This window comes from Novosphingobium sp. PhB165, assembly GCF_004341845.1.
Classification (GTDB): Bacteria; Pseudomonadota; Alphaproteobacteria; order Sphingomonadales; family Sphingomonadaceae; genus Novosphingobium.
In genome coordinates this window covers 1,109,887-1,133,140 of the sequence record NZ_SLVB01000001.1, presented here as the reverse complement: position 1 = coordinate 1,133,140, position 23,254 = coordinate 1,109,887, and the positions used below count along the sequence as shown (strand labels likewise).

The window sequence follows — 23,254 nt, the reverse complement described above, 5'->3', positions numbered from 1 at the left end:
TTCGGGTGTTCAAAAACATTCGGAAGTCCGAAAACGAGGGCCACCTTGCCTCTCCGTTCGCATAGCGGCATGGACAAGGCGATGATTTCCGAAACCGCCTACGCCAAGATCAACCTCGCGCTCCACGTCCGCAGACGGCGCGAGGATGGCTATCATGAGCTGGAAACGCTGTTCGCCTTCGTCGATGCCGGGGATGAACTGACGGCGGTTCCCGCCGAAGCCGACCGCCTGACAACCCACGGCGAATTCGCGGCGAAGATCGACGATCCTTTCGGCAATATCGTCGCCAAGGCGCTCACCGCATTGCCCCATGGCAAAGGCTGGTCCGTCGATCTCGAAAAGCGGCTGCCGGTGGCCGCTGGGCTGGGCGGCGGCTCGGCCGACGCGGGCGCGGTGTTCCGCATGGTCGAGCGCGCGCACGGATTGCCCGAGGACTGGCACGCCCATGCTGCCAAGTTGGGCGCCGATGTGCCCGCCTGCGTGCTCTCGCGGCCCTGCATCGGCACCGGCACCGGCACCGACCTCACTGAAGTTTCCGAAAATGACCTCGCAGGCTGTCCGGTGCTGCTGGTCAACCCGCGCCTTCCGGTGCCGACCGGCCCGGTGTTCAAGGCCTGGGACCGGATCGACCGGGGGCCCATGCCGGGCGGCACACTGCGTGACATCGCGCTGTCCGGCCGCAACGATCTGGAAGCTCCCGCCATCGAAATCTGCCCGGCGGTGGCGGACGTGCTGGCGGCTCTGCGCGAGACCGCGCCTTTCCTCGCCCGCATGTCCGGTTCGGGCGCGACCTGTTTCGCGCTCTACGAGAGTCAGCAAGCCTTAAGCGAAGCGGCGGCAAGGGTGGCGGCGGTCCGCCCCGATTGGTGGCAATTGTCCGGGAGCCTGCGTTGATTACCGAAGCGCGCATCACCGAAGCCTGGCGCCTGCTGGGCACGCCGCAAGCGGGCGGCATCCTGATCGTTGGCGATCATGCCTCCAACCGCGTGCCGGAGGGGATCGACCTTGGCATTCCCGCCGAACTGATGGAGCGGCACATCGCCATCGACATCGGCGTGGCCGGCGTGGCGGAGCGGATGGTCGAGCAGGGCGGAAACGGCGGCATTGCCGCATGGCTCGCCAATGTCAGCCGCCTTGTCTGCGACTTCAACCGCGACTTGGATGCGCCGGGGCTGCTGCCTGAAGTGTCGGACGGCCATGCGATCCCCGGCAATGTGCTGTGCACCGAAGGCCGCTCGGCCCGCCTTGCGCGGTATTTCCACGCCTACCACGACGGTCTCGAAGCCCGGCTGGTGGCGGCCGAGCCGGCGCTGATCCTCTCGCTCCACAGCTTCACGCCCGCGCTGGCGACTTGCGACAATCCCCGCCCGTGGCATGTCGGCGTGCTCTACAACGAGGATGACCGCGCCGCGCGGATCGCGATTCCGCTGCTGGAGGCCGAAGGCCTCGTGGTGGGCGACCAGTTGCCCTATTCGGGCAAAGTGCTCAACGCGACGATGAACCGCCATGCCGAGGCGCATGGCCGCCCCTATCTCGGCATCGAGATCCGGCAGGATCAGATCGAGGACGCGGCCGGTCAGGCGCTCTGGGCCGATCGCATGACGCGCGTGTGCCGGGAGGTTGCGGTTCGTCTCGGCTGACTTGTGGAGTGCGGGCCGTCACGATACTCTTCCGGCACCTAAGCATCGGGGGAACGTCATGATCGGCTATCATGTGGTGCGACTGGCGAAATTTTCCGGCCGCGAAGCGCGTGCGAAGTTCTGGCCATGGGTCGCCGTGGTGATCGGGCTGACGTTCGTGATCGGTGTCATCGCGGTGGCACCGATGATGCTCTCCACCATGACCCGGATGCAGCAGTTCGCTCACGAGCATCCCGATCAGGCGACTGTCATGTCGGGGCCGGGCAGCTACCAGATCCGCATCGAGGGCAATCACCCCGAACTGATGCCGGACCCGGCGCCGATCTTTGCGGCGATGGAGGGCATTGCCGCGCTGGCCATCGTCCTGCTGGCCGCCGCTATCGTCCGTCGCCTGCACGACGCCGGGCGCGGCGGGGCATGGGGATTGCTGCCGCTGCCGTTCCTGTTCTTCTCCTTTGCAAGGATGCCCGCGATCTTCGCCGCGCCTCAGCCGGACATGGGCCTGTTCGGCCTGCTGGCGCTCAACAGCCTGCTCTTTCTCGGCGCGGTAGGCGTGCTTGTCCTGTTGCTGGCGCAGCCGGGGCGGGCCAAGGAAAACCGTTACGGCTTGCCGCCGGAAGGCTGATCGGGCGGCTCGGACTTGCCTGAGCCGATGCCGAACAGCGCCAGCACTTTCTTGCGCAGATCGGTCACCGCCACGATCAGCGCGGACAGCGCGACGACCACGCCGGTGACCAGCTTCAGCCAGAACGGCGCGCTTTCCAAAGTGTCCTGAATCCAGCCGACCACGCCCACCTTGACGTGGAAGCCATAGGAATGCGGCGTGCTCACCACGTCCCAGAACTGGCCTTGCCGGTCCTTGACCTGCACTACGGTAGTGATCGTCATCATGTGGTCGCCGCCGCGCTTGGGCGTGACCTGCCAGCCCCAGACCGTCGAAGGATAGGGCTTGCCGAGGTGGACGCGCTGGGTGCGGTCGCGCAGCGGCTTGATTTCGAAGGAGTCGTCGCCTTGCAGGTCCGCCGCCACGAATTCGCCCACGGTGACGCTGAAGTGCTGCACATGGCCGGGCATCTGCGCGACGACCCGCTCGGGCGCTGGAGCAAGGTCGGCAGTGGTCGCAGGCGGCGGGGCCGGGGTGACGAGCGCGGCATTGTCGGTCGCCTCAGCCACGGGCGCGGCCGATGCGTCCTCGCTGGGGGCAGGGCTTGGTTTGGGGCTGGGAGCCGGTGTCGGGGAGGGTGCAGGCGTGGGATGAGGCTTCGGCGGATCGGCGGCGACCGCCAGCCACACCGTGAAACTCTCGCCGCGTTCGAGCGGATTGGGCGCGTTGAACGCCGCCGTGCCGTCGGTTTGCCGCGCCGCCTGCTTGGCGAATTCCGTGCAGTCGTCGGGCAGGACATAGTCCTGGATCACGTCGCAGTATTCGGTGCCTTCGGTGGGCCCCCGACTACCTGGGGCGTTCGTGCAGGCACTCAGCGACAGTGCCGCCGTAAGCAGCGCAAAGCCGCCAAATCCGCTCCAACGCATTGGTGCCATGGTGATCCCCCATGCCCGGATGCCCCTGATGCAAACGGTTTCATGGAAGCCCCCATCCTGTCAATCGGGGCTTCCCAGGCGCCTTGCGACTGCGCATGATCCGGAAAGTTAAATCGGTCATCCGGGACATTTTATGGCTCGCAAAAGCCGCCCGCATCGCGTAGGGGGCGCGGGCAAGACGGTGCGCGCGACGTGCGGCACCGGTCATTTCCCGGAGTTCGCACAATGCCCGCCTATCGCTCACGCACTTCCACTCACGGCCGCAACATGGCGGGCGCGCGTGGCCTCTGGCGCGCGACGGGGATGAAAGACGCGGACTTCGGCAAGCCCATCATCGCCGTTGTAAACTCCTTCACGCAGTTCGTTCCGGGCCACGTCCACCTCAAGGACCTTGGCCAGATGGTCGCGCGCGAGATCGAGGCAGCGGGCGGCGTCGCCAAGGAATTCAACACCATCGCGGTCGATGACGGCATCGCCATGGGCCACGACGGCATGCTCTATTCGCTGCCCAGCCGCGACCTGATCGCGGACAGCGTTGAGTACATGGTCAACGCCCACTGTGCCGACGCCATGGTCTGCATCTCCAACTGCGACAAGATCACGCCGGGCATGCTGATGGCCGCGCTGCGCATCAATATCCCGGTGGTCTTCGTTTCGGGCGGGCCGATGGAAGCGGGCAAGGTCGTGCTGCGCGGCAAGGAGCAGGCGCTCGATCTGGTCGACGCCATGGTCGCCGCCGCCGATGAGAGCTACACCGACGAAGAAGTGAAGGCGATCGAGCGTTCGGCCTGCCCGACGTGCGGTTCCTGCTCGGGCATGTTCACCGCCAATTCGATGAACTGCCTGACCGAGGCGCTGGGCCTCTCGCTGCCGGGCAATGGCTCGACCTTGGCGACCCACTCGGACCGTCAGCGCCTGTTCCTCGAAGCCGGCCGTCTCGCGGTCGATCTCTGCCGCCGTTATTACGAGCAGGAAGACGAGACCGCGCTGCCGCGCAATATCGCCAGCTTCAAGGCGTTCGAGAATGCCATGAGCCTCGATATCGCCATGGGCGGCTCCACCAACACCGTGCTCCACCTGCTGGCCGCCGCCGTTGAGGCGGGCGTGGACTTCACCATGGAGGATATCGACCGCCTGAGCCGCAAGGTGCCGTGCCTTTCCAAGGTTGCGCCTGCGAAGAACGACGTCCACATGGAAGACGTTCACCGCGCGGGCGGCATCATGGCGATCCTGGGCCAGCTCGACCGCGCGGGCCTGCTGCATACCGACCTGCCGACCGTTCACGCGCGCACGCTGGGCGATGCGCTGAACCACTGGGACATCTCGCGCACCAACGCGCCTTCGGTGCAGGAATTCTTCAAGGCCGCGCCGGGCGGCGTGCCGACGCAGACCGCCTTCAGCCAGTCGCGCCGCTGGGAAGAACTCGATCTCGACCGTGAGAACGGCGTCATCCGCTCCAAGGAGCATGCCTTCAGCCAGGACGGCGGACTTGCCGTGCTCTACGGCAACATCGCGCAGGACGGCTGCATCGTGAAGACGGCAGGCGTGGACGATTCCATCCTGAAGTTCACCGGCACCGCGCGCGTCTACGAATCGCAGGATGCCGCCGTTGCCGGCATTCTCGGCGGGCAGGTCGGCGCGGGTGACGTCGTGGTCATCCGCTACGAAGGACCGCGCGGCGGACCGGGCATGCAGGAAATGCTCTACCCGACCAGCTACCTGAAGTCGAAGGGCCTCGGAAAGGCGTGCGCGCTGCTGACCGACGGACGCTTCTCGGGCGGCACCTCGGGCCTCTCGATCGGCCACGCCTCGCCCGAAGCGGCCGAGGGCGGTGCCATCGGCCTTGTCGAGAACGGTGACACGATCGAGATCGATATCCCGGGCCGCACGATCAACCTGATGGTCTCGGACGAAGTGTTGGCGCACCGTCGCGCCCAGCAGGAAGCACGTGGTGCCGATGCCTGGTCTCCGGTCCATCCGCGCCCGCGCAAGGTTTCCGCCGCGCTGCAGGCCTATGCGGCCATGACCACCAGTGCCGCCAAGGGCGCGGTGCGCGATGTGACGCAGCTCAAGCGGAAGTAAAGGGACGCCCTTCGGCAGGGCGCATCCCATCTCCAAATTCCTGACGGGGCTCCCGCGAAAGCGGGGGCCCCGTTGTCAATTGTACTCCCGGTCAGGCGGATCAGAGTGCAAGCGGTCCGGTGCTATCGCTTCCGCACTTTATTTTGATCGCTCGGGAACCAAATCCGGTTTCGCGGAAAGCATACGCGAAGAACTGGCTAGGCGAATGTTTTTAATGAGTTGAGCAGAAGGCCCTCGATTCGGTCCGAAAACGCATTCCCGCCCTATTCGCAACAACAGCGCGCCACTTAACCCAATCGCCGCAAGTGAAAATGCAGTTCCGGGCCACGCAAAAGTGCGTTTCGTCCGTGCAGTCTGCATCGGTTCACCGCACGTTGCACTCGGATTACCCGCACGGGCCCGGTTGTTAGGGAGAGTGTTCATGTGCCCGCAAGGTGAATCTGAACAGGCAGAACATCCATGGTTCAGGTGCGGCTTACCGGTCGCACATTTTATGAAGCGAAATGGAGGGGTTCTGACAGCCGGTTACACCATCACAGGGGGACGGCAGTCGGACGAGAAGCTGCGATCACGCAGGCCCGACTGGTCGAGATTGAAGGAGTAGCGCAATGAGTGTCATTTCCAAAAACCCCAAAGCCCTTTTACTGATCGGCACGCTGGCTGTTTCGGTGGCCGGCAGCGTTTCCGCGCAGCAGCAGGACGGCCTGGAAGGCAGCGTTACGGCAGACGCCTCCAGCCAGCAGCCGGTCGACACGGCCGGCATGACCAAGGGTCCCAAGGTCGAAGGCATCATCTCCGCGCGCAGCGGTGACCGGGTCCAGGTTACCAGCGCCAACGGCAACAAGACGATCGTCACCGTCACCAGTGCCACCAAGGTCAAGTCCAGCGGCGGCTTCCTGGGTCTGAACAGCAACAAGCTGGCGACAAACCAGCTTCTCAATGGTCTGCCGGTTTCGATCGACACCTTGCAGGGCGGCGGCGCGCTGGTGGCCAGCTCGATCGATCTGAAGAACAAGGACATGAAGGTCGCCTCCATGATCCACAACGGCACGGATCAGCGCTTCGCGTCCAACGAAGCGGCAACCGAGGCTCTGCGTGGCCGCATGGGCGACATCGACAAGTACAACATCAAGGGCACGACGAACGTGAACTTCGACACGGGCAAGTTTGACCTGACGCCCGAGGCGAAGAGCAATCTCTGCTCGGCGGCCACTTCGGCCGACGGCATGGATAATGCCCTTCTGCTGGTGGTCGGCTACACCGACTCCGTCGGCAGCGACGATTACAACCAGACGCTCAGCGAAAAGCGCGCCACCCGCGTGGTGAACTACCTCCAGCAGGCTTGCCACTGGAAGCCCTATCGCATGCTGACCCCCACCGGCATGGCCAAGGCCGATCCGCTGGCGGACAACAGCACGCCCGAAGGCAAGGCGCAGAACCGCCGCGTTGCGGTGAACATCCTCGTCAGCAAGGCCGTGGACGGCTACTGAGCCAGGACGCACGGGGTGGGCTTTGGTCCCACCCCGGGTTTTCCGGCCGGGCTACGGCTCGGCCGAATTCAAGTCTGGCGGCATGTGTCCCATTCTCGGGCTGTGCCGCATAGATGCTTGTCGCTGGCGGGAATGTCCTTGTAGCAGAGGCGCATGGCCCGCTCCCTTACAGGCATTGCCTTGCTCCTCGCGCTCGCCGCTTGCTCGTCGCGGCATGAAGCGCCGAAAGTGGCCGAGGGGGACGAGCATATTCCCTGTGCCGTCTCCGGCTTCGGCAAGCTTCAGCCGGTCTGCGCGGTCGAGCGGCTGGAAGGGCCGGATGGGCTGTCCCTGCTGGTCCGCCATCCGGACGGCGGCTTCCGCCGCTTTGCCGTCGTCAGCGACGGACGCGGGCTTGAGGTTGCCGACGGGGCGCAAGTGGCGGTAACAAGGTTGAACGGCGACCGGCTCGACGTTTCGGTCGGGGCCGACCGCTACCTGTTCCCGGCGACGAGGAAGCCCCATGCCCCATCGGCTGCTGCCCCATAATGACCAGATCCTGACCGTAGCGCAGATGCGCGCGGCCGAAGACGCGCTGATCGCGGCGGGGTCTTCGGTTTCCGCGCTGATGCGGATTGCCGGGTTGGGTGCGGCCGAATGGGTCTGGCGGGTTTCGGCGGGCAGGGCGGTTACCGTGCTCTGCGGTCCCGGTAACAACGGCGGCGACGGCTATGTGATCGCCGAAGCCATTCGCGAGCGCGGCGGACAGGTTACCGTGGTGGCCGCAGGCGATCCGAAAACCGACGCGGCGCGCGAGGCGCGCGCTCTCTACCACGGTGCGGTGGTAGAGCCTGATACTGAGATCCATGGCGATGTCTTCGTCGATTGCCTGTTCGGCAGCGGGCTCACGCGGCCGCTTGCGGCGGAGCATGTGGCATTGCTCACGCGGCTGGCGCAGGCGCATCACCACCGGCTGGCGCTCGACCTGCCGAGCGGCGTGCAGTCCGACACTGGCATGATCCTGAACCCGGGCCTGCCGCACTATGATGCGACGATTGCGCTGGGCGCGTGGAAATTCGCGCATTTCCTGATGCCGGCGGCAGCGACGATGGGCACGCTGCGGCAAGTGCCTATCGGCGTGGCCGCGGTGGAAGGCGCGGCGGTTCCGGTCGCCAAGCCCCGGATCGGCGCACCTGCAGTGGATGCGCACAAGTACCGGCGCGGACTGCTCGCCGTAGTCGGCGGCGCGATGCCCGGCGCGGCGGTGCTGGCGAGTGTGGCGGCGCAAGGCGCCGGAGCCGGGTACGTGAAGCTTTTCGCGGACAGCAAGCGCAATGTGCCTGCCGATCTCGTGGTCGATCAGGGCAAGCTGTTCGACGTGCTGGTCGACGACCGGAATACCGCCGTACTGGTGGGCCCGGGCCTAGGGCGAGACAGTCTGGCGCGAGAGCGGCTGGCGATTGCGCTGGCCGATCCGGTACCGGCAGTGATCGATGCCGATGCGCTGGTACTGCTCGGGCCGCGCCTGCTGACCGAGCGGAAGGGCGCGACAGTGGCGACTCCGCATGAGGGTGAGCTGGTCACGCTCGAACGGACGTTCGGCTGCGATGGTGGGGGCAGCAAAGCCGACCGCGCGCTGGCACTGGCCAAGTCGGCCGGAATGATCGTGGTCGCCAAGGGACCGGACACGGTGATCGCTGCGCCGGACGGGCGGGTCGCCTGTGCGCCGCGCGCCAGTTCGTGGCTCTCGACCGCAGGAACCGGCGATGTTCTGGCCGGTTGCGTCGCCAGCCGCCTCGCTGCCGGAGCGGAAGGATTCGCGGCCGCCTGCGAGGGAGTCTGGCTCCACGGAGAGGCGGCGCGCCGCGCCGGACCCGCCTTTACCGCCGGCCAGCTTGGACAAATGGTCCCGGCTGCGCTAGCGGCCTGCCTGTGACTATTGGAACCGAAGAAATTCTGCGTATCGCCGCCAAGGGCGATGGTGTGACCGCATCCGGCCGCTTCGCCTGGGGCGCGGCGCCGGGCGACCTGCTGCATGAGGACGATACCCTCGAATGGGGGCCGCACCACATCCAGCCGGCGTGCAGCCATTTCGGCCGCTGCGGCGGCTGTCAGCTTCAGCAGCTTGACGAAGAGAGCCTTGAGCACTTCGTCGCCTCGCGCGTTGCCAATGCCTCGGCCTCGCAGGAACTGGGTGCCGAATTGATCGCGCCGCCCTACCTCTCGCCGCCGGGCGCGCGCCGCCGCGTATCCTTGCGCGCCGAAAGCTCGGGCGGGCGCGTGACCATCGGCTTCCGCGAGGCGAAATCGCACCGGCTGGTGGAACTGGAAGAATGCCCGGTGATGGCGCCGGAACTGTTCGCGGTGCTCGGGCCGCTGCGCAAGCTGCTCATCACCATGGGCAAGGCGGCACCCGCGAAGAAGGGTGGCCGTCCCGGCAAGCCGACCAAGCACCAGCAGCCCCGCATGGCCGCCGACATCGAGATGACGCTGACCGAGCAGGGAGTCGATCTCGGCATCAAGGGGCTGACGGCAGAGGGGCTTGCCGCGACCGAGGCGATGCTCGATTTCTCGCGCGAACATAAGCTCGCGCGCTTCACCATGGATGGTGGCTACGGTTTCGAGACCGTGTGGGAGCCGGTGCCGGTTACGGTGCGGTTAGGTGGCGTTCAGGTACCGCTTCCGCCGGGGGCGTTCCTGCAGGCGACGGCGGACGGCGAAGAGGCGCTGGTGGAGGCCGCGCGCGGCTGGCTGGCAGGCGCGGCGACCGTGGCGGACCTGTTCTCCGGCCTCGGCACATTCGCTCTGGCACTGGCCGGACCGCAGACCAGAGTGCTGGCCGCAGAGGCTGCGCGCGATGCCCATCTGGCGTGCAAGACGGCTGCCGGACGCGCACAACTGCCGGTTTTCTGCGACCACCGCGACTTGTTCCGCAACCCGCTCCAGCCCGACGAGCTGAGCAAGTTCGATGCCGTCATCCTCGACCCGCCGCGCGCCGGTGCGCGCGAGCAGGTGGAGTGCATCGCGGCTTCGAGCGTCGGCCGCGTGGTCTATGTTTCGTGCAATCCGTCAAGCTGGTCGCGCGATGCGGCGCGGCTGATCGAGGCGGGATTCAGGCTGGTGGAACTGCGCCCGGTCGGCCAGTTCCGCTGGTCCACCCATGTCGAACTCGCGAGCTATTTCGAGCGCGCATGACCGGGTGAAAAGCGCGGGAATTCAGTCGGATTCCTGCGCTTTTGCCATCATGTCCATGAAGTCCCGCGCGAAATTGCGGTCCTCTTCGTTGTCGAAGGCGACATCGAGATCGGGCGAGGCGTTGAACATATAGAGCAGGCACCACAGCGCGAAGCGCCGCGCGCGGTCCTTCTCCATGCCAAGGTCGACGCGAATGCGATCGAGCCCGGTTTCCAGCGTGGAAGGGGCGATGGTGGAAAGGTCGTCGGTGCCGAAGTAGCGGCGGAGCTGATCGTCGAAGTCCATGGCGCTCCCTACAGGGATCCGCCGCGAACGTCACGTATTCCCGTCGTTCTCGGATTCGTCGGCATTGCAGGATAGCAGCTGGTAGATCACCGCGCCCCAGGCGCTGCCGATCACGCCCACGAAGAACATCGACCAACTCAGGTTCCAGCTGGTTGCCATCACCTTGCTGACGAGCGTGGCCAAAGTCAGGAAGATGAAAGCGATTTCCAGCGCGAGTACTGCCCACAGTACTGGCGGACTTGCCAATTGCCGGCGAACTGTCTTCACGCAGCACCTCCCGAACTACGCATCTCCCGATAAGGAGATTACTACGCCGGGAGCGCTTCGTCTAGAACATGACCACGGCGGCGCGGGCGATCAGGAACATCAGGCAGAAGGTCGAAAGCGCGTAAAACGCGAAGCGCAGCGGCATGCGATTGAAGGTCGTCTGCACGATCGAATGCATGACCCGGAAGCCCACGTAGGCCCAGGCGACCTGCGCATTCATCCCATCCCCCAGCCCAAGCAGCGCAAGCGTGATCGAGATCGCATAGAAGATCACCGGATCTTGCAGCAGGTGGTTGTAATTATGCGCTTTCCACTCGACCTGCGGTGGCAGCACATGGTCGAGCGAGACATGGGGATCGTCGATCAGTTCTTCCGGATCGACTTTGCCGAATGAGGAAAGGCGCGATCCGTAGAGCCAGAACCACATGACCATGGTCCAGGCCGCCAGCGCGACCACGGGTTGCAGGATTGCCATTCCGGTCATGGGATCTCCCTTGCTGCGAACCCGAGCCTCGGCCGCGCCGGCCGGCTTGTCAATGCGGTACTTGGGTCAGGACTTAGGCGTTTCCGGACAATACCTTGGCGAAGGCCTCGGCATCGGTGTTGCCGCCCGAAAGCACCACGGCAGTACGGTCGGTCAGGGAGACCTTGCCGGCCAGCACGGCAGCGAGCGCGGCGGCTCCACCGGGCTCGATGACAAGGCGCAGCTTGGCGAAAGCGAGGCGCTGCGCCGCGCGCACTTCGGCGGGCGTGGCGACGAGTCCGAAGGGACAGCGGGCTTTCAGAACCTCGAAGTTGATCGGCCAGGTGGCCGGCGTCTGCAAGGCATCGCAGGCCGTGGGCGGGGCATCGGCGGCCACGCGGCGGATCTCGCCGTCCGCAAGGCTGCGGCGGACATCGTCCCATCCTTCGGGCTCGACCGGCACCACGGCCGCATCGGGAAGGGCGAGGGCGATTCCTGCCGTGAGCCCGCCGCCGCCGCAGGGGGCGACGATCTGGTCGGGCCCGCCGAGCCCGCGTTCGGCCATTTGCTGGGCGATTTCGATCGCGGTGCTGCCCTGTCCCTCGATGATCCAGGGGTCGCCGTAGGCATGGACGAGCGTGGCCCCGCGCTCTTCGCAAAGGCGGTTGGCCACTTCGTCGCGGTCCTCGCCGCCGGGGCGGTCATAGAGCACCACTTCGGCGCCGAGCGCGCGGGTATTGAAGAGTTTCACCTCCGGCGCGTCGGTCGGCATGACGATAGTGGCGGCAATGCCCAGCCGCCGTGCGGCCCAGGCCACGCCCTGCGCATGGTTGCCGCTGGAAACGCCGACGACACCGCGCCCACGCTCGCCATCCGTCAGCGCGGTAAGGCGGTGCCAGGCCCCGCGGATCTTGAAGGCGCCGACCGGCTGGAGGCTCTCGGCCTTGCACCAGATCGTGCGGCCATCGACCTCAAGCGGCAGCAGCGGCGTGCGTGGCAGGATCGCCGCGACTTTGGCGGCGGCTTCGAGCACGCCTTCGTGGGTCGGGCGGCGTTGAAGATTCGGATTCGGGAGATTCGCGTTCATGGCCAAGGCCATAAACTCACCGCGTCAGCCGCACCATCTGGTAATAGCCGAGTGGCCCGCGCGTGAACTCCACCGACAGGCCCCGGTCTCCGGCAATGCGTGCCGCCTGCATGGGCAGGTCGAGCCGGGGCGTGACGTGGAACTTCGCCAGCCAGCCCCGCAGGCCCGCCCGCAAGGGGGAAGGCAGGCCCGCGAGGTCGCCGAAATCGACGGCATGGAGCACGCCGCCGGGGGAAAGCGCCGCCACCGCGCGCGACAGGGCGTCCTGCCAGCCGGGGATCATGGAGAGCGTATAGGAGAGGAAAATGCGGTCGAACCCGCTGCGGCCGAACAGGGCTTTCGGATCGAAGCGGGTGGCATCGCCGGGCGTTAGCTCGGCCTGCTCGCCCAGCCGCCTGCGGGCGTTCTTGAGCATTTCGCTGGAGATGTCGAAGCCGTGGAGCGTGGCTCCGGGCCACGCCTTGCCCGCCAGTTCGAGATTGCGCCCGGTGCCGCAGCCGACTTCCAGCACGGACATGCCCGGCGCCGCATCAAGCTCGCGGATCAGCCGGTCGCGGCCGAACAGATAGTATTTGCGCGTGAGGTCGTAGATGTGGCGCTGGCCGCGATAGACGCGGTCCATCAGCGCGGCGTGATCGGCGGGAAGGGTGGTCTCGGTCACCGTCAGCCTTTCAGCACGTAGAGGTGGACGCCGCCGTAGATCGAGGAGCGATCGCCCTCGGTCGCCGCGCGCGATTCGTCCTCGCGGTAATCCCAGCGCGAGAGGATCTCTTCCGGTACGCGGCCGGGCAGCAGCGTGGGTTCGGCGGCGGTGCGGAACAGCACGCGCGATCCGGAGCGGGCGGTGCGGGTGATCTCGCTCCACAGTTCGGTGAGCTGGGCATCGCTCATCCAGTCTTGCGCATCGAGCAGGATGTAGCGATCGAACGAGGCATCCGCGCTTTCGGAGAGGACTTGCGTGAAGTTGGCATGGCGCAGGGTCAGGCGGCCCAGACGTTCACGCACCATCGGCACGTTGGCTTCCTGCAGATAGGGCGGGAGCGGGGCCTTGGCTTGGCGACCATAGCCGCGCCCGAAGGCCTGCCAGGCGAAGTAATTGTCACCCAGCGGGAAGTGGCAGGCCAGCTTTTCGAGGCGGGCGCGGAGCACGTCGGCCATGCGATGGCCGCCGGCCAGCGCGTCGTACTGCGCGGGCGGAATGCCGAGGCCGAACAGCGAGGCGGGCTGGTCGGCCAGCCAGCGCACCAGCTTGCGCTCGAAGATCGGGGCGAAGCGCTCGTCGAACACGCGGCGCTGTTCTTCCAGCGTCTCGGCACCGAGGATTTCGCTGGGGTCGATCTTGTAGAGCTTGGCGAGCACGTGCGCGGCGCCGATGAAGTGGCCCAGCAGGCCGCGCTTGTAGATGCCGCGCGTAAAGCCCCGGATGCGCTGGCGGCCGGCGAGATCGCGGCCTTCCCAATAGCGGCGCGTCGCTTCGTCGAGGTGCGGCGCCAGCTTCTCGCGGTAGATCGCGGCGTTTTCCGGCTTGTCGGCTTCGGCGATGAAGCTGCGCAAGTCGGCATAATCAAGGTTCTCGATCGCGGCGATCTTCAGGCGGCCGAGTGCGATATGCGCGGTGTTGAGATCGACGCAGGTGATCGCGGCCGGATCGGCGGTGAGATAGGAAAGCGCATTGCAACTGCCGCTGGCGATGGTCAGCACGCGGCTTTCGGGCCCGATCTGGAGCGCGGCCATGTCTGCCACCGGATCTTCCCAGATCTGCGCATAGACCAGCCCCTTGAAGGCAAGGGCGAAGGCCTTGTCGAGCAGGCGCGACGCGCGTGAGGATTCCGAGCGGACGACCGCTCCCTCGATCAGATCGGAAGCAGGGCGTGCGTTTGGCATGGTAGTGGTCCCCCGGTGCCGTATCGGTAATGGCACGGCGGCAATGCCTCCACCGGGTGACCGCGTGATGACGGGATGATGGCGAATTATGACAGCCGTGGTTGGATATGGTTTGACGCGTTGCCGGTGATCGCCTGGTTTCGGCGGAACCATCCCGCACCCTCCTTTCGTCATTGCGAGCGGAGCGAAGCAATCCAGAGTCGTCGCGCAGAACCGCTCTGGATTGCCACGTCGGCTTCGCCTCCTCGCAATGACGAAGGAGGAGGGCAGAAAACTCTCACAGTTGAGTTGTCACACAGGGGCACTATATGCGGCCCTTTCGCGGCTTGCGCGTTCAAGGAGATAGATTGGTGAGCAAGGTTCTGGTGATCGGCGCAGGCGGCGTCGGTTCGGTCGCGGTCCACAAGATGGCGATGAATCCGGATATCTTTTCCGACATTCATCTCGCCAGCCGCACGGTTTCCAAGTGCGAAGCGATCGCCGAATCGGTGAAGCAGCGCACCGGCGTGACGATCGGCACCTATGCGATCGACGCCGACGATGTTGAGGCGACCTCGGCGCTGATCCGCTCGATCGGTCCGAAGCTGGTCGTCAATCTGGCGCTGCCCTATCAGGACCTCGCGATCATGGACGCGTGCCTGGCGACCGGCACGCACTACATGGACACCGCGAACTACGAGCCCAAGGACGTGGCCAAGTTCGAATACCACTGGCAGTGGGCCTATCAGGAGCGCTTCAAGCAGGCGGGCCTGATGGCGCTGCTGGGTTCGGGCTTCGATCCGGGCGTCACCTCGGTCTTCGCGATGTGGCTGAAGAAGCACAAGCTGAAGACCATCCGCACGCTGGACATTCTGGACTGTAACGGCGGCGATCACGGCCAGGCCTTCGCGACGAACTTCAACCCGGAAATCAACATCCGCGAAGTCACCGCGCCGGCCCGCCACTGGGAAAACGGCCAGTTCGTCGAGACCCCGGCGATGGGCGTGAAGCAGAGCTTCGACTTCGAAGCCGTCGGCCCCAAGAACATGTACATGATGTACCACGAGGAACTGGAAAGCCTCGCCAGGTTCATCCCTGAAATGGAGCGCGCGCGCTTCTGGATGACCTTCGGTGACGAGTACATCAAGCACCTCACCGTGCTGCAGAACGTGGGCATGACCCGCATCGATCCGGTGATCTACAACGGTGTGGAAATCATTCCGCTCCAGTTCCTGAAGGCCGTTCTGCCCGAGCCCAGCTCGCTTGGCTCGACCACCAAGGGCAAGACGAACATCGGCGACATCGCGACTGGCGAAGCGCTGGACGGTTCGGGCGAGAAGACGTTCTACATCAAGAACATCTGCGATCACGAAGACGCCTATGCCGAAACCGGCAACCAGGCCGTCAGCTACACCACCGGCGTTCCGGCGATGATCGGTGCGGCCATGGTGCTGACCGGCGCATGGTCGGGTGAAGGCGTGTTCAACATGGAGCAGTTCGATCCCGATCCCTACATGGACATGCTGAACAAGCACGGCCTGCCCTGGACGGTCGAGGAACTCGACGGCCCGCTCGCGTTCTGATGCCTATCCTGCGGACCGTCCCTGTGGGCGGGCCCGGCGCTTTTGCGCTGGCGGCCCGCCCCTCGGGGGACGGTCCGCAATTTTCCGTCGCGCCGATATGAGCGCGGCCGATCACGGGTCAATGTCAGGCTGACGACAGCCTTTATCGCTGCTACCCCGAAGCACGGGGCGGCAAGGCGCCGCACGCAATCCGCGTCTATTGAGGCATTGATGAACTGGTCTTTCGTTGCCCCCATAGCGATGCTCGCGGGCTCCAATCTGTTCATGAACACCGCCTGGTATCTGCATCTCAAGATGCCGGGCAAGGCGCTGTGGATGGCGATCCTAATGAGTTGGGGCATCGCTTTCTTCGAATACTGCCTTGCCGTGCCGGCCAATCGGATCGGCAGCCAGGTCTATTCGCTGGGGCAGCTCAAAGTGCTTCAGGAGGCCTTTTCGCTGACCGCCTTCGTGCTGGTGGCATGGGTGTTGTTCGGCCAGAAGCCGGGCCTCAACGAGCTGGTCGGATTTTCGCTGGTCGGGGCGGGGGCATGGTTTATCTTCAAGGGGCCGTTCGGCTGAGGCCGTCCCCCTCTCGCAAAGGACTTCAGTGATGGAAACCCGCGCCGGCGATCCGGGAGCCTTCGTTCACTTCGACCTGTCGCGTGTCGACAGCCCCAGCTTCGTGGTCGATGCCGCGAAGCTGCGAGACAACCTGCGTGTGCTGAGCGACATCGGCGAGCGTGCAGGCGTCAAGGTGCTCTCCGCGCTCAAGGCCTTCTCGATGTGGTCCACCGCGCCGATCGTCGGCGAATATCTGGACGGCGTCTGCACTTCGGGCCTGTGGGAAGCGCGCCTTGCCAGCGAGTTCTACGATGGCGAGATCGCGACTTATTCCGCCGCCTACAAGGCCGAGGATCTCGATGAGATTCTGCGCCTGTCGGACCATGTGATCTTCAACTCGCCGATGCAGATCGAGCGCTTCTGGTCGCAGATCGAGGCCGCCCGCGCTCGCGGCGAGGCCTTCGACATCGGCCTGCGCGTCAATCCGATGCACCCCGAAGGCGAAGTGCCGAAGTATGACCCCTGCGCGCCGCACTCGCGCCTCGGTTTCCCGATCGACCAGTTGACCGAAGATCATATCGAGATGATCGACGGCATCCACATGCACACCCTGTGCGAGCAGGACTTCGAGCCGCTGCGCCGCACCTGGGACAAGGCGTTCGATTACCTCGAACCCTTCTTCGGCCAGTTCAAGTGGATCAACCTCGGCGGCGGGCATCACATCACGCGCGCCGATTACCAGCGCGACGAACTGGTGGAATTCCTGATCGACCTTCAGGAAGACACCGGCGCCGAAGTCTATCTGGAACCCGGCGAGGCCGTGGCGCTCGATGCCGGCATTCTCGTCGGTTCGGTGCTCGACATCGGCCACAACGGCATGCCGGTGGCGGTGGTCGACATCTCCGCGACCTGCCACATGCCCGACGTGATCGAGGCACCCTATCGCCCCGCCATGCTGGGCGAGCGGGAGGATGGCGATGGCCAACCCGTGCGCCTTGGTGGTCCGTCCTGCCTCGCGGGTGACGTGATCGGCGACTATGTTCTGCCCGAACGTCCCGAACCGGGCATGCGCTTCGCGTTTCTCGATCAGGCGCACTATTCGATGGTCAAGACCACGACCTTCAATGGCGTGCCGCTGCCGTCGATCTGGCTCTGGGATTCCGAGACGGACTCGCTCGAATGCATCCGCCGCTTCGATTACGAGGATTTCCGGGCCCGGCTGAGCTGATCGGACTTCGCTGATTGAGCGGGGGCAGGGCGGCTCGGTCCGTCCTGCCCCTGCCACGACCGGTGCCCCGGCCGGTCCCCCACGCGGACGAGTCGCGTGAACCCCACGGCAAGGGGTGCGTTTTAACCGTGAATTGCGATGCTTTTTACCGCCTGTCCGGGACATTCCCGGTCGGCCAGTAATGACGGTTTAACCACCTGGTTTTGAAAGACTAAATTCGGCTTTAGGGCGCGCATTTCGGTCGTTCATGAAGCTTATGTGACGTTTTCATGAAAGCCCGATTTTTTCACTTGCGATTCATCCGCTCAGCCCTATATCCGGCCCCTCGCTGCCCCATGGGGACTTCCAAACCGCAAGGCAGCTTTTCGCTAACAATTCCGTTTGGGGGTCCCTTGAGTTGCTCGAACATCTTGATGCACCGGCCGTAGCGCGCACCCTCGCGCCTGACGAACCCGTTATCCTCAATCGCCCGCATGCTGCCGCGCGCGCTGCTCGTTTCTTCGCCACGAAGTTTCCGGGCAAGTCGCTCTATGCCGTGAAGGCGAACCCCTCGCCGGATCTGATCCAGATCCTGTGGGACAATGGGATCACGCATTTCGACGTAGCTTCGATCGGTGAAGTCCGCATGGTCCGCAAGACCCTGCCGGCTGCGACCCTGTGCTTCATGCACCCGGTCAAGACCGCGAGCGCGATCCGCGAAGCCTATTTCGAGCATGGCGTCCGCACTTTCAGCCTCGATACCATCGAGGAAGTCGAGAAGATCCTCGAAGCGACCGCCGATGCCGAAGGCAATCAGGCGACCGACCTGCGCCTCTGCGTGCGTCTGCGGGTCTCGTCCGAATATTCGGAACTGAGCCTCGCCTCGAAGTTCGGTATCGATCTGGCCGACGCCGGCCCGCTGCTTCAGGCGACCCGTCAGGTTGCCGACTGGCTGGGCGTATGCTTCCACGTCGGTTCGCAAGCGATGACGCCGTTTGCCTATGTGCAGGCGCTGGAGCGCGCGCGCGCGGCGATTGCCGACGCGGGCGTGGTTATCGACATGATCGACGTCGGTGGTGGCTTCCCCTCGGTCTATCCGGGCATGGAACCGCCGCCGCTGGAAGACTACTTCCAGATCATCCACCGCCACTTCGAAGCATTGCCGATCGCCTACAACGCCGAACTGTGGTGCGAGCCGGGCCGTGCGCTCTCCGCCGAATACAGCTCGATGATCGTCAAGGTCGAGAAGCGTCGCGGTGACGAGCTTTACATCAACGAGGGTGCCTATGGCGCGCTCTACGATGCGGCGCACGTGGCATGGCGTTTCCCGGTGAAGTGCATCGCGCGCGATGGCCAGCGTTCGGAGGACCTTCAGGAGTTCTCGTTCTACGGCCCGACCTGCGACGATGCGGACTTCATGGAAGGCCCGTTCATGCTTCCCGCCGATATCAAGGCGGGCGACTGGATCGAAGTGGGCATGCTGGGTGCCTATGGCGCTGCCATGCGCACGGCGTTCAACGGCTTCGGCACGGGTGACGTGGTGACGGCCTCGGACGAACCGATGGCCAGCCTCTACAGCGGCGACCGCAAGGATCCGCGCGTTTCGGACAACGTCGTTTCGCTGCGCTGATCGCCAGTCGATAGAAACAAGAAAAGGCCCCCGGTCATCGCTGACCGGGGGCCTTTTTCGTTGGGCTTCAGTTCGCGGTGAGCAAGTCCTTCAGGCCAAACGGCTGGCAGCGCAGGAACTGCGGCGAGACCTTGATTTGAGCGCCTAGCGCGGCAGCGGCGTGCCACGGCCAGCGCGGATCGTAGAGTACAGTGCGGGCAATCGCGATCATGTCCGCCTCGCCATTGGCAAGGATCGCCTCGGCCTGCTCGGGCTCGGTGATGAGGCCCACGGCGATCACCGGCATGGTGTCCACCGCTTCCTTCACCTTGTGGGCGAGCGGAACCTGATAGTTCGGGCCGACCGGGATCTGCTGGTCGGCATGAAGGCCGCCGCTGGAAACGTGGAAGCCGTCGCAGCCACGCGCTTCAAGAGCCTTGGCGAAAGCGATGGTCTGCTCGATGTCCCAGCCGCCCTCGACCCAGTCGGTGCCGGAGACGCGCATGGTGACCGGCTTGTCGGCCGGGAAGGCGGCGCGCACGGCGTCGTAGACTTCCAGCGGGAAGCGCAGGCGATTTTCAAGGCTGCCGCCGTATTCGTCCGTACGCGTGTTGGAGAGCGGCGAGAGGAACTGGTGCAGCAGGTAGCCATGGGCGCCGTGAAGCTGAATGGCGTCGATGCCCAGACGGTCCGCACGGCGAGCGGCGTCGGCGAAGGCATCGCGGATGCGGGCAAGACCGGCCCTGTCGAGCGCCTGAGGGGCGTTCTCATGCGGAAGGAAGGGAATGTCCGATGCGGAGACCGTCTGCCAGCCGTTCGCGTCCTGAGGGGCGATCTGGCCGCCTCCGTCCCAGGGCTTGGCCGTGCTGGCCTTGCGGCCGGCGTGGGCCAACTGGATGGCGATGGGCATGTCCGACCAGCGGCGCACGGATTCGAGCACTTTGCCCATGGCTGCCTCGGTCTCGTCATCCCACAGCCCCACGTCGGCATAGGAAATGCGGCCTTCCGGGCTGACGGCGCTGGCCTCGATGGTGAGGATGGCGGCGCCCGACTGGGACAGGTTGCCGAGGTGCTGGACATGCCAGTCGGTCATCTTGCCGTCTTCGGCGGAATATTGGCACATCGGCGCGATGACGATGCGGTTTGCGAGGGGGAGCTTGCCGAGGGAAGTCGGTTCGAAAAGCTTGGCCATGGGGTCCTTCCGGTCATGTCGTCGCAGCTAGGGGGAGGGCGCGCGGAGAGGCGCCTGCGACGGCAGGCAACTTGGGGTGCCCCGGCCAAATGAAAAGGGCCCCTCGCGCGTGCGGGGGCCCTTCCATGAAAAGATTATGTTGCGGCCGCGAAAGCCGCTCTGACCCGGTCAGGCGGCGAGGCGCATTTCCAGGCGTTCCCAGATCTCGACGAGCGCATCCGTCAGGCTGCGCATCATCGCTTCGGTATGCGTCGGCCCGGGGGTGAAACGCAGGCGTTCGGTGCCGCGCGGCACGGTGGGGAAATTGATCGGCTGCACATAGGCGCCATATTCGGCCAGCAGGATGTCGCTGATCTTCTTGGCCTTGACCGGATCGCCGACCATCAGCGGCACGATGTGCGTGGTGGAATTCATCACCGGCAGGCCCGCGTCGCGGAACATCTGCTTGAGCGTCGCGGCCGAGTGCTGCTGCGCCTCACGCTCCGCGCTGGAGCTCTTGAGGTGCTTCACCGAGGCCAGCACACCCGCCACCAGCACCGGCGAAAGCGAGGTCGTAAAGATGAAGCCGGGGGCATAGCTGCGGATGCAGTCGATCACCTTCTGATCGGCTGCGATATAGCCGCCCATCACGCCGAACGCCTTGCCCAGCGTGCCTTCGATGATGTTGATGCGGTGCGCCGCCTCGTCCCGATCGGTAATGCCGCCACCGCGCGGGCCGTACATGCCGACGGCGTGCACTTCGTCGATATAGGTGAGGGCGTTGTACTTCTCTGCCAGGTCGCAGATCGCATGGATCGGAGCGATATCGCCGTCCATCGAATAGACCGATTCGAAGGCGACCAGCTTGGGCAGGTTCGGGTCCGTCGCGGCCAGTAACTCCTCAAGGTGTTCGAGGTCGTTGTGGCGCCAGACCTTCTTCTCGCAGCCCGAATTGCGGATGCCGGCGATCATCGAGGCGTGGTTCAGCTCGTCCGAGAAGATCACGCAGCCCGGCAGGAGCTTGGCGAGCGTGGAGAGCGTGGCATCGTTCGAGACATAGCCCGACGTGAACAGCAACGCGCCTTCCTTGCCATGAAGGTCCGCCAGTTCCTGCTCAAGTTCGATGTGGTAGTGCGTGTTGCCACCGATGTTGCGGGTGCCGCCGGAACCGGCGCCGACGTCGTGAAGCGCCTCTTCCATGGCTTCGATCACCTTGGGGTGCTGGCCCATCGAGAGGTAGTCGTTGGAGCACCATACGGTGATTGGCTTGGGCCCATTGTGGCCCGCAAAGCAGCGGGCGTTGGGGTAGGCCCCCTTGTTGCGCAGGATATCGATGAAGACGCGGTAGCGACCTTCGGAATGCAGACGTTCGATCGCCTGTTCGAAAATGTGCTCGTAGTTCACCTGGGCTCTATCCTGCACTGGCCGTGAAGTGGCTTCTACCTGTTATTGGGCGCCAATACCGCATCGTTCGAAGCCTGACCAGACGGTTGTATCAGTTACGGTGATTGATATCGCCTCAGGATCGGCTTGAAATAAACCGTCTCGCAGGCGACATTTTCGCATCGAGGCGGGTTTCGAGATGATTGCCCTCAGGATTTCACGAAACCCCAGGGCACGCCGTCCGGCGCTGCCGGATCATGTCCCGGGATCACCACCAGGCTTGGCGCAGCCCGCTTGAGCGCCTGAATGGTCATCAACCATGACGCGATCGCGATGCGCTTGTCGGGGTGGCCCAGATCGGCAAACGTCCGTGCCGGTGGGCGCAAATCCTGCCAGCTTTCGGACACTTGCGCGACATCGCCGGTAAACAGAAATTCCCGGCCGTCCGCCAATTGCACGAAGTACATCGTCGCGCGATTGGGCAGATCGAGCTGGGGGATGGCCACGATTCCGGGGGCGACCGCGCGCGGGTGGCCGTCGCTGAGATCGGGCAAGGGCAGCGCTTCGGGAGAATGGACCGCGGGATTGCCCCGGTGCGAGGGCCGGTCCAGCAGTTGCAGTCGCAAGCCGGCCTGCGCGACTTCGTGGTCCACGCGCCGCTGGGCGATGGAATCGAACTCGGAGACGTTGTTTTCCTCGGCGATTTCGGCCGTCGTGCCGGCGTCGATGACGATTGGACGCGCGCCGGGCACCAGCAGTTCGTAGGCCCGGATGCCGGTGCGAATGGGGCGCAGGCCGGTTCCGGCCGCGAGCTGGTTGTGCAGCGACATGCGCGTGCCGATCAGCTCATGACGGATCTGGGTGGGATGCGCGCCGTCGATAGACTTCGCAAGCGTGCGTAACTCGTCGATGTCGAGCGGCTTGGCGTGGGCATCGGGCGCGCTGGCGTCGAACTGGAACCAGTAGAGCGGCAGCCCGACGAGCAGCAGCAGCGCGAGCACGAAGACGTTGAATTTCGGCGTCAAAGCAGCCCGCCCCCTTCAAGTCCGTACCGCGCCAGGGCAATGGCGTAAGATGAGGTCAGGTCTCTGGTCCCGGTGAAAAGGGCCCGGTCGGGGACCGCGCGGGCAAAGTCCTGCCCATCGGTCAGCCGGGTGATCTGGCGGGCGATGCCCTGTGCGCCGTGGACAAAGGCGACGCCGGGGCCAAAGGCGTCGGCCAGTTCTTCTTCCAGCAGCGGGAAATGCGTGCAGGCGAGGACGACCGTGTCGATCTCGGTGCCGCCGGGCATGCTGCGCAGGGCCTCTGCCGCGCGGCGAATGACGGCCGGATTGACCGGTTCGCCGCGCAGCTTGGCTTCGGCGGCCTCTACCAGTTCGGGAGCACCGTGGCGCAGCAGCCGCTTGTCGGCGGCGAATTCCTGCTCCAGCCGGTCGACGTAAGCCTGCCGGATCGTTGCCTGCGTGCCGAGCAGCCCGATGGTGCCGGTGCGCGTCATCGCTGCCGCCGGCTTGATCGCGGGCACGGTGCCGACAATCGGCACTTCCAGCACTTCGCGCACCATGCCCAGCGCGATAGTCGAGGCGGTGTTGCAGGCGATGCAGACGAGGCGCGGCGAAAAACGTTCGGTCATGCGCCCCAGCAGCCCGGCAACGCGCGCGGCGACTTGCGCCTCGGTCTTGGTGCCATAAGGCAGACCGGCGGTATCGGCGGCGTAGATCACTGGCGCTTGCGGCAGTGCCTTGCGCAATTCGGCAAGCACGGTGAGACCGCCCACGCCCGAATCGAAAACCAGGATCGGCGCGGCGGGGTCGACCTGCAAGGCGGTCGACACGGCGGAATTTTCGGAAGGCATCGTTTTTCCCTGT

23 protein-coding genes are annotated in these 23,254 nt (G+C 65.2%); 12 read left to right on the top strand and 11 right to left on the bottom strand.

Annotation, left to right across the window (positions count from 1 at the left end):
• Nucleotides 1-81: 81 nt before the first annotated feature.
• Genes EDF56_RS05365 through EDF56_RS05355 form a run of 3 tightly spaced genes read left to right on the top strand, consistent with a single transcriptional unit; the run spans nt 82 to nt 2,265 of the window.
• A complete protein-coding gene (locus EDF56_RS05365; protein WP_132385813.1) occupies nt 82-894 on the top strand; it encodes a 4-(cytidine 5'-diphospho)-2-C-methyl-D-erythritol kinase in 813 nt (270 codons plus the stop codon).
• Complete coding sequence (locus EDF56_RS05360; protein ID WP_243652396.1) at nt 891-1,640, top strand: N-formylglutamate amidohydrolase; 750 nt, start codon at nt 891-893, stop codon at nt 1,638-1,640. The genes EDF56_RS05365 and EDF56_RS05360 overlap by 4 nt, the downstream gene beginning before the upstream one ends.
• A 58-nt stretch (nt 1,641-1,698) precedes the next feature.
• Entirely contained in the window at nt 1,699-2,265 is a 567-nt protein-coding gene (locus EDF56_RS05355; protein WP_132385632.1) for a DUF805 domain-containing protein, read from the top strand.
• Here the strand turns inward: EDF56_RS05355 and EDF56_RS05350 are convergent.
• Nucleotides 2,241-3,179: a hypothetical protein gene (locus EDF56_RS05350; RefSeq protein ID WP_132385631.1), complete on the bottom strand. Its 939-nt coding sequence runs from the start codon at nt 3,177-3,179 to the stop codon at nt 2,241-2,243. The genes EDF56_RS05355 and EDF56_RS05350 overlap by 25 nt on opposite strands.
• A gap of 225 nt (nt 3,180-3,404) precedes the next feature.
• On the opposite strand from EDF56_RS05350, the gene ilvD reads away from it, so the two are divergent.
• From ilvD to EDF56_RS05325, 5 genes are all read left to right on the top strand, one after another.
• Nucleotides 3,405-5,261 (top strand): dihydroxy-acid dehydratase, encoded by a 1,857-nt coding sequence (gene ilvD, locus EDF56_RS05345; RefSeq protein ID WP_132385630.1) that lies wholly within the window; start codon nt 3,405-3,407, stop codon nt 5,259-5,261.
• Nucleotides 5,262-5,869: 608 nt separating this feature from the next.
• Nucleotides 5,870-6,751, top strand: a complete 882-nt coding sequence (locus tag EDF56_RS05340; RefSeq protein ID WP_132385629.1) for an OmpA family protein — start codon at nt 5,870-5,872, stop codon at nt 6,749-6,751.
• Between the two features lie 153 nt (nt 6,752-6,904).
• Nucleotides 6,905-7,279, top strand: coding sequence for a hypothetical protein (locus tag EDF56_RS05335; RefSeq protein ID WP_132385628.1), 375 nt, complete (start codon nt 6,905-6,907; stop codon nt 7,277-7,279).
• Nucleotides 7,254-8,666 (top strand): NAD(P)H-hydrate epimerase, encoded by a 1,413-nt coding sequence (locus tag EDF56_RS05330; protein WP_132385627.1) that lies wholly within the window; start codon nt 7,254-7,256, stop codon nt 8,664-8,666. The genes EDF56_RS05335 and EDF56_RS05330 overlap by 26 nt, the downstream gene beginning before the upstream one ends.
• Complete coding sequence (locus EDF56_RS05325; protein WP_132385626.1) at nt 8,663-9,925, top strand: class I SAM-dependent RNA methyltransferase; 1,263 nt, start codon at nt 8,663-8,665, stop codon at nt 9,923-9,925. Before EDF56_RS05330 ends, EDF56_RS05325 begins: the two co-directional genes overlap by 4 nt.
• Before the next feature lie 21 nt (nt 9,926-9,946).
• Here EDF56_RS05325 and EDF56_RS05320 read toward each other — a convergent pair whose 3' ends face one another.
• From EDF56_RS05320 to EDF56_RS05295, 6 genes are all read right to left on the bottom strand, one after another.
• The gene (locus EDF56_RS05320) at nt 9,947-10,210 is read right to left on the bottom strand and encodes a hypothetical protein (protein ID WP_132385625.1); all 264 of its coding nucleotides are present in this window, start codon (nt 10,208-10,210) and stop codon (nt 9,947-9,949) included.
• Between the two features lie 30 nt (nt 10,211-10,240).
• Entirely contained in the window at nt 10,241-10,477 is a 237-nt protein-coding gene (locus tag EDF56_RS05315) for a hypothetical protein (RefSeq protein ID WP_132385624.1), read from the bottom strand.
• Between the two features lie 61 nt (nt 10,478-10,538).
• A complete protein-coding gene (locus tag EDF56_RS05310; RefSeq protein WP_132385623.1) occupies nt 10,539-10,961 on the bottom strand; it encodes an MAPEG family protein in 423 nt (140 codons plus the stop codon).
• A gap of 73 nt (nt 10,962-11,034) precedes the next feature.
• Nucleotides 11,035-12,027, bottom strand: coding sequence for a threonine/serine dehydratase (locus EDF56_RS05305; protein ID WP_207904616.1), 993 nt, complete (start codon nt 12,025-12,027; stop codon nt 11,035-11,037).
• Between the two features lie 16 nt (nt 12,028-12,043).
• Complete coding sequence (locus EDF56_RS05300) at nt 12,044-12,649, bottom strand: class I SAM-dependent methyltransferase (protein ID WP_132385811.1); 606 nt, start codon at nt 12,647-12,649, stop codon at nt 12,044-12,046.
• 41 nt (nt 12,650-12,690) lie between these two features.
• On the bottom strand, nt 12,691-13,911 hold the full coding sequence (locus tag EDF56_RS05295; RefSeq protein ID WP_132385621.1) for a BtaA family protein: 1,221 nt from the start codon (nt 13,909-13,911) through the stop codon (nt 12,691-12,693).
• A 350-nt stretch (nt 13,912-14,261) separates the two neighbouring features.
• On the opposite strand from EDF56_RS05295, the gene EDF56_RS05290 reads away from it, so the two are divergent.
• The 4 genes from EDF56_RS05290 to EDF56_RS05275 all read left to right on the top strand — a co-directional run bounded on the left by EDF56_RS05290 (nt 14,262) and on the right by EDF56_RS05275 (nt 18,853).
• On the top strand, nt 14,262-15,473 hold the full coding sequence (locus EDF56_RS05290) for a saccharopine dehydrogenase family protein (RefSeq protein ID WP_132385620.1): 1,212 nt from the start codon (nt 14,262-14,264) through the stop codon (nt 15,471-15,473).
• A 210-nt stretch (nt 15,474-15,683) separates the two neighbouring features.
• Nucleotides 15,684-16,034 carry a DMT family protein gene (locus EDF56_RS05285; protein WP_132385619.1) on the top strand — a complete coding sequence of 117 codons (351 nt, stop codon included), beginning with the start codon at nt 15,684-15,686 and terminating at the stop codon, nt 16,032-16,034.
• A gap of 31 nt (nt 16,035-16,065) precedes the next feature.
• Nucleotides 16,066-17,244, top strand: coding sequence for a carboxynorspermidine decarboxylase (locus EDF56_RS05280; protein WP_132385618.1), 1,179 nt, complete (start codon nt 16,066-16,068; stop codon nt 17,242-17,244).
• Nucleotides 17,245-17,641: 397 nt separating this feature from the next.
• Nucleotides 17,642-18,853, top strand: coding sequence for a type III PLP-dependent enzyme (locus tag EDF56_RS05275; protein WP_132385617.1), 1,212 nt, complete (start codon nt 17,642-17,644; stop codon nt 18,851-18,853).
• A gap of 67 nt (nt 18,854-18,920) precedes the next feature.
• Here EDF56_RS05275 and EDF56_RS05270 read toward each other — a convergent pair whose 3' ends face one another.
• The 4 genes from EDF56_RS05270 to murI all read right to left on the bottom strand — a co-directional run bounded on the left by EDF56_RS05270 (nt 18,921) and on the right by murI (nt 23,241).
• On the bottom strand, nt 18,921-20,024 hold the full coding sequence (locus EDF56_RS05270; protein ID WP_132385616.1) for an NADH:flavin oxidoreductase/NADH oxidase: 1,104 nt from the start codon (nt 20,022-20,024) through the stop codon (nt 18,921-18,923).
• 168 nt (nt 20,025-20,192) lie between these two features.
• Nucleotides 20,193-21,407: a 5-aminolevulinate synthase gene (hemA, locus tag EDF56_RS05265; protein WP_132385615.1), complete on the bottom strand. Its 1,215-nt coding sequence runs from the start codon at nt 21,405-21,407 to the stop codon at nt 20,193-20,195.
• Between the two features lie 188 nt (nt 21,408-21,595).
• Nucleotides 21,596-22,411 carry a hypothetical protein gene (locus tag EDF56_RS05260; RefSeq protein ID WP_132385614.1) on the bottom strand — a complete coding sequence of 272 codons (816 nt, stop codon included), beginning with the start codon at nt 22,409-22,411 and terminating at the stop codon, nt 21,596-21,598.
• Complete coding sequence (murI, locus tag EDF56_RS05255; protein WP_132385613.1) at nt 22,408-23,241, bottom strand: glutamate racemase; 834 nt, start codon at nt 23,239-23,241, stop codon at nt 22,408-22,410. The genes EDF56_RS05260 and murI overlap by 4 nt, the downstream gene beginning before the upstream one ends.
• Nucleotides 23,242-23,254: the final 13 nt, after the last annotated feature.